The 15102-nt window shown below is 61.9% G+C and carries 15 protein-coding genes and 1 riboswitch; of the genes, 7 read left to right on the top strand and 8 right to left on the bottom strand.

Features of this window, described 5'->3' with window-relative positions; translation table 11 throughout:
• Positions 1–22 precede the first annotated feature (22 nt).
• The 5 genes from GHT07_RS05765 to GHT07_RS05750 all read right to left on the bottom strand — a co-directional run bounded on the left by GHT07_RS05765 (position 23) and on the right by GHT07_RS05750 (position 3456).
• Complete coding sequence (locus GHT07_RS05765) at positions 23–328, bottom strand: hypothetical protein (RefSeq protein WP_153584117.1); 306 nt, start codon at positions 326–328, stop codon at positions 23–25.
• A 216-nt stretch (positions 329–544) separates the two neighbouring features.
• On the bottom strand, positions 545–1501 hold the full coding sequence (locus GHT07_RS05760) for an IS1595 family transposase (RefSeq protein WP_153584116.1): 957 nt from the start codon (positions 1499–1501) through the stop codon (positions 545–547).
• 155 nt (positions 1502–1656) lie between these two features.
• Positions 1657–1806: a hypothetical protein gene (locus GHT07_RS21275; RefSeq protein WP_194792840.1), complete on the bottom strand. Its 150-nt coding sequence runs from the start codon at positions 1804–1806 to the stop codon at positions 1657–1659.
• 46 nt (positions 1807–1852) lie between these two features.
• The gene (locus GHT07_RS05755) at positions 1853–2257 is read right to left on the bottom strand and encodes a PaaI family thioesterase (RefSeq protein ID WP_153584115.1); all 405 of its coding nucleotides are present in this window, start codon (positions 2255–2257) and stop codon (positions 1853–1855) included.
• Entirely contained in the window at positions 2257–3456 is a 1200-nt protein-coding gene (locus GHT07_RS05750) for a threonine ammonia-lyase (RefSeq protein WP_153584113.1), read from the bottom strand. The genes GHT07_RS05755 and GHT07_RS05750 overlap by 1 nt, the downstream gene beginning before the upstream one ends.
• A gap of 102 nt (positions 3457–3558) precedes the next feature.
• Between GHT07_RS05750 and GHT07_RS05745 the strand changes: the two genes are divergently transcribed.
• From GHT07_RS05745 to GHT07_RS05735, 3 genes are all read left to right on the top strand, one after another.
• Entirely contained in the window at positions 3559–5883 is a 2325-nt protein-coding gene (locus tag GHT07_RS05745) for an ATP-binding protein (RefSeq protein ID WP_153584112.1), read from the top strand.
• A gap of 92 nt (positions 5884–5975) precedes the next feature.
• Positions 5976–6512 (top strand): hypothetical protein, encoded by a 537-nt coding sequence (locus GHT07_RS05740; protein ID WP_153584111.1) that lies wholly within the window; start codon positions 5976–5978, stop codon positions 6510–6512.
• 23 nt (positions 6513–6535) lie between these two features.
• On the top strand, positions 6536–6784 hold the full coding sequence (locus GHT07_RS05735; protein WP_194792839.1) for a hypothetical protein: 249 nt from the start codon (positions 6536–6538) through the stop codon (positions 6782–6784).
• On the opposite strand, the gene GHT07_RS21270 is transcribed toward GHT07_RS05735, so the two are convergent.
• Positions 6775–7140, bottom strand: a complete 366-nt coding sequence (locus tag GHT07_RS21270; RefSeq protein WP_194792838.1) for a DUF6356 family protein — start codon at positions 7138–7140, stop codon at positions 6775–6777. The genes GHT07_RS05735 and GHT07_RS21270 overlap by 10 nt on opposite strands.
• An 83-nt stretch (positions 7141–7223) precedes the next feature.
• Between GHT07_RS21270 and GHT07_RS05725 the strand changes: the two genes are divergently transcribed.
• Positions 7224–7694 (top strand): Lrp/AsnC family transcriptional regulator, encoded by a 471-nt coding sequence (locus tag GHT07_RS05725; RefSeq protein WP_153584109.1) that lies wholly within the window; start codon positions 7224–7226, stop codon positions 7692–7694.
• On the opposite strand, the gene recQ is transcribed toward GHT07_RS05725, so the two are convergent.
• Entirely contained in the window at positions 7691–9559 is a 1869-nt protein-coding gene (recQ, locus tag GHT07_RS05720; protein WP_153584108.1) for a DNA helicase RecQ, read from the bottom strand. The genes GHT07_RS05725 and recQ overlap by 4 nt on opposite strands.
• A 68-nt stretch (positions 9560–9627) precedes the next feature.
• On the opposite strand from recQ, the gene GHT07_RS05715 reads away from it, so the two are divergent.
• Together GHT07_RS05715 and GHT07_RS05710 are read left to right on the top strand one after the other, a co-directional pair.
• Positions 9628–10674, top strand: a complete 1047-nt coding sequence (locus GHT07_RS05715; protein WP_153584107.1) for a homocysteine S-methyltransferase family protein — start codon at positions 9628–9630, stop codon at positions 10672–10674.
• Positions 10675–10924: 250 nt separating this feature from the next.
• On the top strand, positions 10925–11377 hold the full coding sequence (locus tag GHT07_RS05710; RefSeq protein ID WP_153584106.1) for an Lrp/AsnC family transcriptional regulator: 453 nt from the start codon (positions 10925–10927) through the stop codon (positions 11375–11377).
• A 137-nt stretch (positions 11378–11514) separates the two neighbouring features.
• On the opposite strand, the gene GHT07_RS05705 is transcribed toward GHT07_RS05710, so the two are convergent.
• Positions 11515–12129: a Crp/Fnr family transcriptional regulator gene (locus tag GHT07_RS05705; protein WP_153584105.1), complete on the bottom strand. Its 615-nt coding sequence runs from the start codon at positions 12127–12129 to the stop codon at positions 11515–11517.
• Positions 12130–12189: 60 nt separating this feature from the next.
• Positions 12190–12282, top strand: a riboswitch (S-adenosyl-L-homocysteine riboswitch).
• 39 nt (positions 12283–12321) lie between these two features.
• Here GHT07_RS05705 and metH point away from each other — a divergent pair.
• The gene (gene metH, locus GHT07_RS05700) at positions 12322–15042 is read left to right on the top strand and encodes a methionine synthase (protein ID WP_153584104.1); all 2721 of its coding nucleotides are present in this window, start codon (positions 12322–12324) and stop codon (positions 15040–15042) included.
• Positions 15043–15102 lie beyond the last annotated feature (60 nt).

Raw genomic sequence — 15102 nt, 5'->3', positions numbered from 1 at the left:
AATGTCAGTTCAGCGTACAGCATCAGTGGTCGGTTTCCTTTCGCATCCCCTTGTAGGCGACGAATGCAGACCGTGTGTGGGTATCGACCTTTCCTCCGTTGACGCGGCTCCATTCGAGGAATTCGTCAATGCCTACATCGATCTTGTTGACCTTGTTTCCGCGACGCTGCAACTCGGCCACCGCTTCATTCATTCGGCGCAGCCAATGCTCGTAGTCGGGCTGGAACTGCGGGTCTAGTTCCAACCATCGCGGCCATTCGTCCTTTCTCAGCCACGCAAGCGCGATGGAGCGCACGTTCGAAGGCATGGGAGGAATATTCGTTGCCATCACAAGCCCCTTCACAAAGTGATGTGGAACCCGCAATTTACACAGGCTGCTAGGAACGCGCCTACCCCATTGTGATGAGGCTCAAAGCGCAGCGGGCGCAAAGCGCCATGCAGAGTCCAACACTGCGGGCAGTGATCTGAGCCGGTGTAGCCAGATCGGAAGCGAATCGAGTCCGCGACGGCCTTGAGCTTCGTGGCTCGCGGCGTTACAGGCTGATTACTGAAACGCGAAGACTGGCGCGTGAGTCCGCCGATAGGTCAGGCGCTTGCCAGTGATGCCGATGAGCGCCATGTTTGCGCGGGCCGTATCGCTAAAACCTTGCGACTGGCGATAGTTCCAGCGGAAGTCGAACTCATTGCAATAGCGTTGCAGGTGTTGCTCGCTAACGCTGTGGAAGGTGCCGACAAGACCGCGCTTGAGGATGGCGAAAGAGGATTCAGCAGTATTGCTGGTCACGTCGCCGCGAGCGTATTCCTCTTTCGAGTGGTTCACTGATTGGTGCGATGCGAAGTGCGCGCCGGGTTTCTTGTAATAGCTGGCTTCATCGGTCATCAGGCGAGCGGTCTTAGCGACTTGTGCCTTAAGGATTGGAGCAAGCGTTTGAGCGTTGACGTTGGCGACGTGGAAAGAGCGCTTGTCACCATCACGCTCGACCAGCGTCACGATCTTCATCTTGTTTGCAGCGCCGCGCTTGATGCCCTTGGGGTAGCGAATGCCTTCCTCGTCAGCGGCACGGCCCCAATAAGTTTCGTCGGCTTCAACGATGCCGGATGAGCCGGGACCGCCGAGCATCTTGGACGGTGCAGCGGTCATGGCTTCGCGGATGCGATGGCACATGAACCACGCGGTCTTGTAGGTCACGCCAAGCATGCGTTCAAGCTGCTTTGCTGAAACGCCTTTCTTGGAAGCGGACATCAGGTGGACGGCTTGCAGCCAGACATGCAGGCCGATCTTGGAGCGCTCGAACACAGTGCCCACGGTCACGGTGAAGGGTTCGCGGCAGTCAGCGCACTTGTACAGGCCGGGACGGTTGGACTTGCCCTTCAAGACGTAATGCTCACCCACAACGCCGCAATGAGGGCAAATACGACCATTCGGCCAGACCTGAGCCTCCAGGTACTCGCGGGCCTTGTCTGCGTCTTGAAATTGCGGCTGGTTGAAGATGGCTGTCATTGGGGAAATCTCCGAGAATGACTGCATGGTACATACTAAAGTCGGGGATGTCAAGTACATACTTTGGCGGGTGAAGTTCCCCCGCTGCGACAAGCCGGCGCAGACAAACAAAAGGCCCCAACAGGGGCCTTTGGCTAGATCAGCGCAGGGCTGCTTCAGGCCATGGAAATGGCGATGAATGCCAGCAGGAAAATCAGCACGCCGCCAACAACCGGCAGCACGATCGGCACCATCGGCATGATGGCCTCCAGGGGATCCTGGGTGTGCTTCTGGCTGGCATCGGTCTGGGTTTGCGGCGTGGACATGGTGGTTTCCTGAAATCGGGGGACTACGCGTGATTTTAGCGGGTCGTCAGAGCAGGGCGTACGTCACGCTGGCGCGGCTGGCGCTTTTGCCGTCATCGGCGCCTCGCAAATCGATCTCGCCAAAGGCCAGCGTCTTGCCGGCGCGCACCACACGCGCCTGAATCAGCGCATCCTGCTTGGACAGCGGCTTGAGGAACGAGGTGCTCATCTGCACGGTGGTGCAGGGGCGAAACTCGCCGAACTGGTTGATGAGCGCCAGGACCATCGCTGTGTCTGCCGCAGCCATCATGGCTTGCCCGCACAGCATGCCGCCCACGCGCGAGAGCGAGTCGCTTTGCGGCAGCCGCAGTGTCACGCTGTCGGCATCGAACGATTCGACCTGCAGCGCGAGCGCCTGAACCCACGGCGCAAAGTATTCGCCGAGCGCTGACTGCAAAACTGCCTTGTCCATCATTGTTCCTCCGCCTGGAAGCCGCCTTCGTGCAGCGCGTCGATCACGGCCCTGATGTGGTCGCGCCCGCGTGTCTGCACCACGAGTTCAATTTCAACGTTCTGCGCAGCAAGCATGGTGAATGCGCGCTGGTGATGCACTTCGTCGATATTCGCGCCTGCCTCGCTCACGATGGCGGTGATGCGCGCAAGCGACCCCGGCACATCGCGCGCGCTGACCCGAACGCGTGCCAGCCGGCCGGCGCGAACCATGCCGCGCTCCAGGATCGCAGCAAGCAGCAACGGGTCGATGTTGCCGCCGCCCAGCACCAGGCCGACCTTGCGGCCCTTGAAGCGCTCGGGGTATTTGAGCAGGGCCGCCAGCCCGGCTGCGCCGGCGCCTTCGACCAGCGTCTTCTCGATTTCCAGCAGCATCACGATCGACTGCTCGATGTCGCCTTCGTCCACCAGCACCAGATCATCAACGAGTTTCTCGATGATTTCCTGCGTGATGCGGCCTGGCGTGCCGACCGCGATGCCCTCGGCAATCGTGCTGGTGCCCTGTGGGAGCGACTCGTGCTTCACGGCGTTGAACATGTTCGGAAAGCGCAGCGTCTGCACGCCCACGATTTCAATTCCGGGCTTGAGCGCCTTCGCCGCGACAGCGATGCCCGCGATCAGGCCGCCACCCCCCACGGCGATGACGAGCGTGTCCAGTTCGGGCGCGGCGCGCAGCATTTCGATGCCCACCGTACCCTGGCCCGCAACGATCTGCTCGTCGTCATACGGATGCACAAACGTGAGGTGCTGCTGCGCAGCCAGCTCATAAGCATGGGTGCGCGCTTCTTCAAGTGTGTTGCCGTGCAGCACGACTTCCGCCGCGAAGCTGCGTGTGCGCTCCACTTTCACGCCTGGCGTGAAGCGAGGCATCACGATCACTGCGCGCATGCCCAGCCGCTGCGCGTGGTAGGCCACACCCTGGGCATGATTGCCCGCACTCATCGCGACAACGCCGCGCGCCTTCTCTTCATTGGAGAGTTGCGACAGCTTGTTGTACGCGCCCCGTTCCTTGAATGATGCGGTGAACTGCAGGTTCTCGAACTTCAGGAAGACCTGCGCGCCCGTGATACCCGACAGCGTGCGCGACTCCACGCAAGGCGTGTCGGTCAGCTGGCCTTCAAGGCGGTGTGCTGCAGCGCGGACGTCGGCAAGGTCGATCATGTGCTCGGGATTGTCAGGGCTAAAAAGCCAATGGTGTGTGGGTATTCCCACAATGAGTGTCTTCCATGTAGCATGAAGTCGCGTTATCTTCAATTTGGCGCCATGCGGTGCTGGAGGCTTTCCAAAGTGGTCAAGCGTTCGGCGGATGTGCAGGTCCTACCCTCACCGGGGCTGAAAAATGCGCCGGTGCTCGACCTCATGTGCTCGCACTTTGTGCTGACGCTTGCGGCCAAACAGGGCGGCAAGTTCAACGTGCGGCGCGACCTCAATGGCCTGCTGTCACTGGCCGGCCGCCACCTCGTCTGGCCCGCACCCGCACTCGCACGCCTTCGCGAATTTCTTGGCCGCCGTTGCAAAGACAACGAGTTCTGGCGCAACCATGAAGCGCTCAGCACACAGGAATTTCTCGATCGCCACGGCGTGTGGCGCGGCCCCTATGAAGAGGGCACGCTGTTCTTCTATCTGGACGAATACGCGAAGGACCAGCCGAAGGACCTGCTGTCTGTGCTGGCCGTCACCGGCGACTGGCTGACTAACGCCCTGAAGAAGCAATCGACGCTGGTTGAAAAGAACATCGACGCGCTGTCGGGCCTGTTGCAGTTGAACAAGGCCGAACGGGCACTGCTGCTCTACGGCACCCTGGCACGCTATCAACGCGACCTGCGCTCCATCCTCGTCGAATTCAAGGTCAACAACGCACCCGAAGCGTATGCCGCGATTGCCGAACTCGCCGGAGTGAGCGCCACCGAAGTGGGCGAAGCCCTTCGCGCCGGCTCGCGCCTGGAGCGGATCGGCCTGGTCGAAAACCTGATCTCTGAACACAACATCACCGACCTGGCTGACCTGATGAAGGTCAGCGAAAAGCTGCCGCCTGTGTTAATGCGCGAGTACCGCGACCAGAACGAGCTGATGGCCGTGTTCACACGGCCAAGCGCCAAAAGCTCGCTCGACCTGGGCGACTTCAGCTTTGTGCAGGAAGACGCAGCGGTGCTGTGTTCGCTGCTGCGCAATGCCGTGAGTCGCAAGGAACCCGGTGTGAACGTGCTGCTGTACGGCCCGCCCGGCACCGGCAAGACCGAGCTGGCCAAGGTGGTGGCGCAGGCGGCGAACCTCGAGTTGTTCGAGGTCGAATATGCCGATCGCGATGGCAATTCGCTCTCCGGCAGGGACCGCTACCGGTCTTTGCAGATCGCGCAGGTGTTCCTCAAAGGCAGCGCGCAGGCGGCGCTGCTGTTCGACGAAGTGGAAGACGTATTCCCGCCCATCTCCAGCGAAGCCGCGCAGCTGATGGCGCGCGCCGACCAGGTGGTGGCGCCGCCGACGGGCAGCGTCAGCGGCAAGGCGTGGGTGAACCAGATTCTCGAAACCAACGCAGTGCCCACCATCTGGGTCACGAACCGAATTGAGCAGATCGACCCGGCGTTTCGCCGCCGCTTCGCTTATCACCTTGAGCTGAAATCGCCGCCGCCGGGCGCGCGAGAAGGCATTGTTCGCAAGACGCTCGAAGGCGTACCCGTGTCCGACGAGTTCGTCGGCAAACTGACGAGCCGCAAGGGCCTGACGCCCGCGCAGATCCGCACGGCGGTGCGCTTCGCCGCGCTCGCCAGCGACGAGCCCGCCGCCATCGAAACCCTGATTGACCGCCAGCTTCGCAACTCGGACCAGGCGCTTGGCAATCGCGCGAACGAGGCGGGCGCGCGGCGCAGCGTGACGCACTACGACCTGGACATGCTGAACGTGGAGACGCGTTTCGAAATCCCGCGCATCGTGCAGGCCTTGCGCGCGGGCGGGCACGGCACGCTGTGCTTTTACGGCGCACCGGGCACGGGCAAGACGGCGCTGGCCGAACACATTGCCAAAGCGCTCGACAAGCCGCTGCTGATCAAGCAGGCCAGCGACCTGATGAGCAAGTTCGTCGGCGAGACCGAGCAGAACATGGCTGCGATGTTTCGTGAGGCCGAAAACGAAAAGGCCGTGTTGCTGCTCGATGAGGCAGACAGCTTCTTGCAGGACCGTCGCGGGGCGCAACGCACTTATGAGGTCACTGAGGTCAACGAGATGCTGCAGGGCATGGAGCGCTTCAACGGCATCTTTGTCTGCACCACCAACTTGCTGGACCGCATCGACCAGGCGGCGCTGCGCCGTTTCACGTTCAAGATCCGGTTCAAGCCGCTTACGCAGCAGCAGCGCGAACGGATGTTCGTGACCGAGGCGTTAGACGGTGACCAGGCGTCGTTGACGCCAGCGGTCATCGCGCGGCTGGCGCGACTCGACCAGCTCTGTCCCGGCGACTTCGCCGCCGTGAAGCGGCAGGTCGACATCCTCAGCGCGACATTCACGGCGGAAGAATTCATCGAGCAGCTTGAAGCGGAGCATCGCATCAAGCCCGAGGTGCGTGAGTCGCGGGGCATGGGCTTCGTGCAGTAACGCGGGCGAGCAGAGCCAAGAGACCAAAGCATAGTGGCGTGAAGGCAGCCCTATCGGTAGCGTCGAAGTCGATGCTAACCACAGGAACAGCCATGACGCCGTCAGACCCCAATCCTGAAACAGAGATTCTCTCGATCGTTCAGGCCTGCAATGCGCACATCACCCGCCCCACGGCGGGCGAGCTCGAAATGGCATTCACGCCGACGGGCCGGCCGTCACATGCGGATGACCCTACGCCCAGCCAGCTCGAAGCGGTGTACAGCACGGCGCGTGCGCTGTGCAACGAAGGCAACTACCGCTTTGCTTCGGCGCTTGCGCTCCACCTGGCAACCCACAAACCCGCTGAGCCGCGCTTCAGCTTCCTGGCCGGCACCTGCATGCAGCAGCTCGGCGCGCCAGCAACCGCCATCCGTTTTTTCTGCTTTGCGCTCGTGAACGGGGGCGACCATCCCGCAGCACTGTTTCGCCTTGGCGAGTGCCTTCTTGCGCTCGGCGACAACGCCAATGCCGACCGTGCCTTTGATGCAGCCCTGGATGTGGCACGTGATGTCGAAGGTGCCGAGGACCTGCAGTACGCAGCGCAGCGCCTGATGGACACCATCAAGTCCGGCCCGCATCCTTGCCTTTGATAACCGCGTTTGGAGAATTTGCCATGTCAGTTGCTTTGTTCACGACCCCCGCGCTCCTTGCTATGCAAAGCGCCCATGCCATCCGGGGCACCCAAATCGCCAAGCCCGCCCGTTCGCCGGCCAGCGAGTTGCCGGGCCCGGATGCGTTCAATGTTCCGTTTGCCGGGGGGCAGCGGTCGGCAGCGTTTGTCAACGAGTTGGCGCGCTCGATGGGGCTGACCGAGCAGGGCATGAGCGCCTTGGCGCAGGAGCTCGCTTTGAACTACAGCTGAGGCGTCGCCGCGCGGCTATAGGCAGGCAGGTCGCCGTCGTCGCGTTGCAATTCCGCATCGACGAACTCTTCGAGCAGCTTGAACCGGCGCATGGCGTCAGAGCCAAGATGCGCGAAGCGCTCTGCATGCGTCTCGCGCAGCGCGCGCAGCACTTCCGATCTTTTTCGATTCATCATGCGCTTGGAAAGCCGTGCAATGAGTGAGCTGCTCGTGTCGGTAAACAGGAACGGAAAGACGGCGTGGACCAGCGCCGCTGCACTGCCTAGAAACAGCGAGCCCGCAAATGACAGGGCAACGCCCATGTGCTCCCAATAGCTCTCGCCGACGCTGCGGGGGTGTTGAGTGAAGATGTTCATGGAGACCAAGTCTAGGTATGCCGCTGGAGAATCAGGTTGCAAACTGATGGCTGCCAAGTGGTGTCTATTAGAAAATAATCCTTATGGACAAGAAAGATCTGCAAATACTTTCCATTCTCCAAAAGAATGGCGCCACGCCGCTGGCGGAACTGGCTGAGGCAGTGAGTCTTTCATCGACGCCGTGCTGGCGCCGTATCCAGAAACTCAATGAATCGGGCGTGATTCGCGGGCAAGTCGCGCTGTGCGACCCCGTCAAGCTGAATGTGCCCGTCACCGTGTTTGTTTCGCTGCGCACGAACCAGCACAGCGAAGCGTGGGTCAGGAAGTTCGTGGCTGCTGCCCGCGACATTCCGGAGATCGTGGAGATCTACCGCATGAGCGGCGATGTGGACTACCTTCTGAAGATCGTCGTGCCTGACATTCCCGGCTACGACTCTGTTTACAAGCGCCTGATCAAGGCGGTTGACCTGCAGGACGTGAGTTCCAGCTTCGCGATGGAAGTGCTCAAGTCCACGACGGCGCTGCCTCTCGACTACGCGCAGTACTCGTCCTAGCTGGCTTCGGCCACCACCCGCAGCACGTCGCTGCCGTACTTCGCAAGCTTCGTCTCGCCGATCCCGCTGATGCCTTGCAAGTCATCGAGTGAACTCGGCGACATGGCGGCGATCGCTGCGAGCGTCGCATCATGAAAGATCACATAGGCTGGCAGGTTGTGCGCGCGAGCAACGTCGGCGCGCCATGCTTTGAGCGCAGTGAACAGTGCCTCGGCCTGGCCTGTCAACCCTGCTGAAGCGGCCGGCGCTCGCGTCTTCTCGCGCACCTTCTCGTCCGCGCGCCGGCGGCTGCGCTCGGGCGGCAATGACACCGATTCGCGCAGGCGAACCGACAACTCGCCCTTGAGCACGGCACGCGATCCCTCCGTCAGGCGCAGCGTGTTGAACGCCTCGCTGTCAACCGACAACGCGCCAATGGCGATGAGCTGGCGCAATACGCCGCGCAATTGCGCTTCGCTGAACCCCGCGCCAATGCCGAATGTGGACAAGCGCTCGTGGTCGAACTGCTTGACCTTCTCCGTTGGTTTGCCGCGCAGGATGTCCATGATGTGACCCGCGCCAAAGCTGATGCCGCTTTGCTGCTGCACGCGGTAGATGGTCGAGAGCAGTTTGCGCGCAGCATCCGTGCCGTCCCACACGGCGGGCGGATTCAGGCAGTTGTCGCAGTTGCCGCAAGGCTTGCTCGCTTCGCCGAAGTAGGCCAGCAGGCGCACGCGGCGGCAGTCAGTCGCTTCAGCAAGGGCGAGCAGCGCATCGAGCTTGCCCCTCATCACCTGCTTGAACTCGTCGCCGGCGGGGCTTTCGTCGATCATGCGGCGCTGGTTCACGACGTCCTGCAGCCCATAAGCCATCCACGCATCGGCAGGCAGGCCGTCGCGGCCACCACGGCCTGTTTCCTGGTAATAGCCCTCGATGTTCTTGGGCATGTCAACGTGGGCAACAAAGCGCACATCAGGCTTGTCGATGCCCATGCCGAAAGCGATGGTCGCTGCCATCACGATGCCTTCTTCGCGCAGGAAGCGGTCCTGGTTGGCCTGCCGCACGTCCTGATCAAGCCCGGCGTGATACGGCAGTGCGCGAATGCCCTGCTGGCTGAGCGTCGCGGCGATTTCCTCGACCCGCTTTCGCGTCTGGCAATAGACGATGCCAGCCTCGCCTTCGTGTTCGCGTTCGATGAAGCGAAGCAGCTGTGCCGTGGCGTCTTTCTTCTCGACGATGGTGTAGCGGATGTTGGGCCGGTCAAAGCTGCTGATGAACTGCCGCGCATCGCCGAGTTGCAGCCGCTCCAGGATGTCGGCGCGTGTGATGTCGTCGGCAGTGGCAGTGAGTGCCATGCGCGGCACACCCGGAAAGCGCTCGTGAAGGGCAGTGAGCGCCCGGTACTCAGGGCGGAAGTCGTGGCCCCACTGGCTCACGCAGTGCGCCTCGTCAATCGCAAAGAGCGACAGCCGCCCGTTGTCGTGCATCGCCTGCAACTGCGACAGGAAGCGCGGCGTTGTCACTCGCTCGGGCGCCGCGTAGACGAGCGTCACCTCACCGCGCAACATTCGCTTTTCGACGGAGCTTGCGTCCTCCATTGACAAGGTGGAGTTCAGAAAAGCTGCTTCGACACCGGCCTCATGCAAAGCGCCGACCTGGTCATGCATGAGCGCAATCAGCGGCGAGACAACGATCGTCACGCCATGCCCAGCGCGTTGACGGGCAATGGCCGGGATCTGGTAGCACAGCGACTTGCCGCCGCCCGTGGGCATGAGCACGAGCGCGTCACCGCCGGCAATGACGTGATCGACGATGGCGGCTTGTGGGCCGCGAAACTGTTCGTAGCCAAAAATCTCGTGCAGGATAGCGTTGGGTGCGGGGGACATGGCGCTATTGTCCCGAAGTTGTCCCGAAGTCCGCGGGCCTGCTTCGTTGTTTCTACAATCGAGCCACCATGAAGCCCCTTGTTTACACCCGCGGCCAGCAGCTGCCCAGCATCCTCGACAAGCGAATCGCCATCCTTGACGGCGCGATGGGCACGATGACGCAGCGGTTCAAGCTGACAGAGGCTGACTATCGTGGTGAGCGCTTCAAGGATCACCCCAAGGACGTGCGCAACAACGGCGACTTGCTCTCCCTCACGCGGCCCGACGTGATCGGCGATGTGCACGAGAGCTACCTTGCCGCTGGCGCCGACATCATCGAGACCAACACATTCGGCGCCACGCGCATCGCGCAGGATGACTACGACCTCGGCCACCTCGCCCGCGAGATGAACCTCACATCCGCCAAGATTGCGCGCGCCGCCGCCGACAAGTTTTCAACACCCGACAAACCACGCTTCGTGGCAGGCGCCCTGGGCCCGACGCCGAAGACCGCAAGCATCAGCCCCGACGTGAACGACCCGGGCGCGCGCAACGTCGATTTCGAATCGCTGCGCTCGGCCTATTACGAGCAGGTCGAGGGGCTCGTTGATGGCGGCGCTGATCTGCTGCTCGTCGAGACGATCTTCGACACACTCAACGCCAAGGCGGCGTTGTTTGCCATTGATGAGTACTTCACCAATACGGGCGAGCGCTTGCCGCTCATCATCAGCGGCACCGTCACTGATGCATCCGGGCGCATCCTCAGCGGCCAGACAGTCACTGCGTTCTGGCACAGCGTGCGCCACGCCAGGCCGCTGGCCGTCGGCTTGAACTGCGCATTGGGTGCGGCACTGATGCGGCCGTACATCCAGGAACTGGCGCGCGTCGCGCAGGACACGTTCATCAGCTGCTACCCGAACGCAGGCCTGCCCAACCCCATGGCCGAGACCGGCTTTGACGAGACGCCCGACGTGACGTCGCGCCTGCTGCGTGAGTTTGCGGCGGATGGCCTGGTCAATATCGTCGGCGGCTGCTGCGGCACGACGCCTGACCACATCGGCGCAATTCGTAGCGCTGTCGAGCCGCTGGCCGCGCGCTCGCGGCAGAAAGAATTTTTCTATAAAGAAGCGGCCTGATCGGGCACTGCACGGTTGAGGAGTGCAGTGCGCGGCTTGTGGCCGGGCTTTGCTGCGCTGTCTTCGTCCAAGCTGCCCGGCGAGCGGTAACCCGCCGGGCCCTTGTCTGGCATCGGGACTGGTAAGTCCGCTGGCCTGGCAGAAAGTATCGCGGCCTGGGGGCGGAAATTCTTGCTGAAGTTTCTGGCTTGGCCGAGAAGTTCAGGAAAATTACCTGTAGTTTCCGATTCGAGCCGATAATTTAACGGTCATGGACAATCTCGACCGAAAAATACTCGCCGTTCTCCAGTCGAACGCCCGCGCCAGCCTGCAGGAGATTGGCCAGGCCGTCGGCCTGTCGACATCGCCGTGCTGGGAACGCATCAAGAAGCTGGAGCTCGGCGGCGTGATCGAGGGGTACACGGTTCGCCTGAACGCTCAGGCCCTGGGCTTTGCGGACACGGTGATGGTGCAGGTCACGCTCGACAGTCACTCGGACAACACGCTCGAAAAATTTGGCGAAACGCTGGCCGCGATTCCGGAGGTGATCGAGGCCTACCTGGTCTCGGGCGAGTACGACTACCTGCTGCGCGTAGCCGTGAAGGACACGCGCGACTACGAGCGGCTGCTGCGTGAGCGGCTCTACAAGATCAAGGGCGTGCGGCACAGCAAATCGAGCTTTGTGCTGCGCACGCTGAAGAAGGCGGACCTGCCGCTTGTGTAAGCAATTGCGAACGGATTCGACGAGCAGGCACGGCATGTGCTTAAGTGATTTCGTCTCTTCGGTTGGGCGCTTTTGCAAGTTTCTTCAGCCCGACCCACTCACATCCCCCGGAACGGGAAGGTTCCGGGGGATTTTTTTTAGAACGGCATCAGGAAGTGGATCTCTTCGTTCATCGCCAGCGTGAGCTGGGAGTAGAGCTTCAGCCGGTCGTGATTGGCGCGGATACGCTGGGCGATGCGGTGAGAGATGGCCATCATCAGCTTGGCGGCTGTGCGCGGGTCCGCGTCGAGCAGACCATTCAATGCGTCACGGCTGAGCATGGCGCAGCGAAGGTCTGTCATTGCGGTGCAAGACGCCGAACGTGCTGAGCCATCGATCAGCCCAATCTCACCGATCAGGCTGCCCGCACCGAGGATGCGGCAGGTGATCGGATCGTCGCGATGCACGACAGAGCTCTCAACGGTCACTTCGCCGTCCAGGATGAGCAGCATGAAGCCGGTGTTGTCTTTGTCGCCTTCGTGAATGAAGGTTTCGCCTTCGGCGATGAGGCGGGGCTCCATGCAGGCGACGACTGCCAGCGCTTCTTCGTGCGACAACTGCATCAGCGCGCTCGGCGCCCGGAGCAAGTCGGCCGCAAGCTCGGCACTGGCCGACTGCACGACATCGCGAAGGCGGTCAGCGCAAATGCGCGCAGTGCCTGCGCTCGCCGGGTCAAGACGCGTCTCGCCAAGCGCAGCAGGCTCGTCAAGCATAGTAGACCCGTCGGAGTCGTCCTGGGGAAATGAAAACGCTGTCTGCATTTAGAATTGCGATAGTTCAAGGAGCGCTGCAGCGATTAAGCCATTTGGTTAATCGCCAGGCTTGAATGTTTACTGACGATTGACTTTCAACCGCGCTCACCTTCAACCCGCCGGCCCCGCGCCGGCTTGTCGACCAGGTGAGAAATGCGTAGCCAAGCAACCGTTCCCCCGATGAAACTCTCAGGCCTCGAGCCCGTCTCGATTGCGTCTGGCAGCCTGTTCGTCAACGTGGGCGAGCGCACCAACGTCACTGGCTCCAAGGCATTCGCGCGAATGATCCTCAACGGCCAGTTCGAAGAAGCGCTGGCCGTCGCGCGCCAGCAAGTTGAAAACGGCGCGCAAGTCATCGACATCAACATGGACGAAGCCATGCTCGACAGCAAGGCCGCCATGGTTCGATTCCTCAACCTGATCGCCAGCGAGCCCGACATCGCACGCGTGCCGATCATGGTCGACTCGTCAAAGTGGGAAGTGATCGAGGCGGGCCTGCGCTGCATACAGGGCAAAGGCATCGTCAATTCGATCTCGATGAAAGAGGGCGTAGAGGCCTTCAAGAAGCAGGCAACGCTCGTCAAGCGCTATGGCGCGGCTGCCGTGGTCATGGCCTTCGACGAAAAAGGCCAGGCCGACACGTACGAGCGCAAGATCGAAATCTGCGAGCGCGCCTATCGCCTGCTCGTCGATGAAGTCGATTTCCCGCCCGAGGACATCATCTTCGACCCCAACATCTTCGCCATCGCAACGGGTATCGAAGAGCACAACAACTACGCGGTCGATTTCATCAACGCCACGCGCTGGATCAAGCAGAACCTGCCAGGCGCGAAGGTGAGCGGTGGCGTGTCGAACGTGAGCTTCTCGTTCCGCGGCAACGACCCTGTGCGCGAAGCAATCCATACCGTGTTCCTCTATCACGCGATCCAGGCCGGCATGGACATGGGCATCGTCAACGCGGGCATGGTCGGCGTGTACGACGAGATCGAGCCTGAGCTTCGCGAGCGCGTGGAAGATGTGGTGTTGAACCGCCGCGCCGATGCCGGCGAGCGCCTCATCGAAATCGCTGACCGCGCCAAGAGCGCCGGCAAGGACGAGACGAAGAAGAACGAGTGGCGGCAACACCCTGTCGAGCAGCGCCTGTCGCATGCGCTCGTCTCGGGCATCACCGACTACATCGTGGAAGACACCGAAGAGGCGTATCGCGCGATCCTCGCCAAGGGTGGCCGGCCGCTGCACGTGATCGAGGGCCCGTTGATGGACGGCATGAACATCGTGGGCGACCTGTTCGGCCAGGGCAAGATGTTCTTGCCGCAGGTCGTGAAGTCAGCGCGCGTGATGAAGCAGGCTGTGGCCCACCTCATCCCCTACATCGAAGAAGAAAAGCGCCTGCAGGCTGACGCCGGTGAAGACGTGAAGGCCAAGGGCAAGATCGTGATCGCCACCGTCAAGGGTGACGTGCACGACATCGGCAAGAACATCGTCACCGTCGTGCTCCAGTGCAACAACTTCGAAGTCGTGAACATGGGCGTGATGGTGCCCTGCCATGAAATCCTGGCGCGCGCTAAAGTGGAAGGCGCTGACATCGTCGGCTTGTCGGGCCTGATCACGCCGTCGCTCGAAGAGATGCAATACGTTGCGTCGGAAATGCAGAAGGACGACCACTTCCGCATCAAGAAGATTCCGCTGTTGATTGGCGGCGCGACCACCAGCCGTGTGCACACTGCAGTGAAGATCGCGCCTCATTACGAAGGCCCCGTAGTCTATGTACCGGATGCCTCGCGCAGCGTGAGCGTGGCGCAAGGCCTGCTGTCTGACCAGGCGGCGAAGTACATCGCCGAGGTCAACGCCGACTACGACAACGTGCGCCTGCAGCACGCCAACAAGAAGCAGGTGCCGCTGTGGCCGCTGGACAAAGCGCGCGCGAACAAAACGCCCATCGACTGGTCCGGCTACACGCCGCCACAGCCCAAATTCATCGGCCGCCGTGTGTTCCGGAACTTCGATTTGGGCGAGCTCGCGAAATATATCGACTGGGGCCCGTTCTTCCAGACGTGGGATCTCGCCGGCCCGTTCCCGGCGATCCTGAAAGATGAAGTGGTCGGCGCTGAAGCCGTGCGCGTGTACGCCGATGGCCAGCGCATGCTCAAGCGCCTCATCGAAGGCCGTTGGCTCACGGCCAGCGGCGTGATGGGTTTCTGGCCCGCGAACGCGGTGGGTGACGACATCGTTCTGTACACCGATGCATCGCGCACCAGAACCGCATTGACGTGGTGGGGCCTGCGCCAGCAAACAGAAAAGCAGGCAGTCGATGGCGTGATGCGCCCGAGCCGCTGCCTCGCCGACTTTGTCGCGCCCAAAGGCGTTGCTGATGACTACGTGGGCATGTTCGCTGTCACTGCGGGGCTGGGCATCGAAAAGAAGATCAAGTACTTCCTGGACGATCACGACGACTACTCGGCCATCATGCTCAAGGCACTGGCTGACCGCCTGGCCGAAGCCTTCGCGGAATGCCTGCACGAGCGTGTGCGCAAAGACCTGTGGGGCTATGCGCCTCATGAAGCCGCAACCATCGAAGACCTGGTCGCCGAGAAGTACCGTGGCATTCGCCCCGCGCCCGGTTACCCCGCGTGCCCCGATCACAGCGTCAAGCGCGAGATGTTCGATGTGCTGCAGGCTGGCGAGGTCGAGATGGAACTCACCGACAGCATGGCCATGACACCGGCGGCCAGCGTGAGCGGCTTCTACCTTGCGCACCCGCAAAGTACGTACTTCAACGTCGGCAAGATTGGCGAAGACCAGGTGCAAGACCAGGCGCGCCGCCGCGGCGAAGACATCACGCGCATGCAGCGCTTGCTCGCGCCGAATCTGTAGCCCGCGCCCGGGCGTTGCGGCGCCTGCTCCTACCCGTTTTGTCGGGCGCTGCCGATCCCG

Source organism: Caenimonas koreensis DSM 17982, assembly GCF_009646335.1.
GTDB lineage: Bacteria > Pseudomonadota > Gammaproteobacteria > Burkholderiales > Burkholderiaceae_C > Ramlibacter > Ramlibacter koreensis.
The sequence above is the reverse complement of the archived record's forward strand: the minus strand, read 5'-3'. Positions and strand labels throughout refer to the sequence as shown.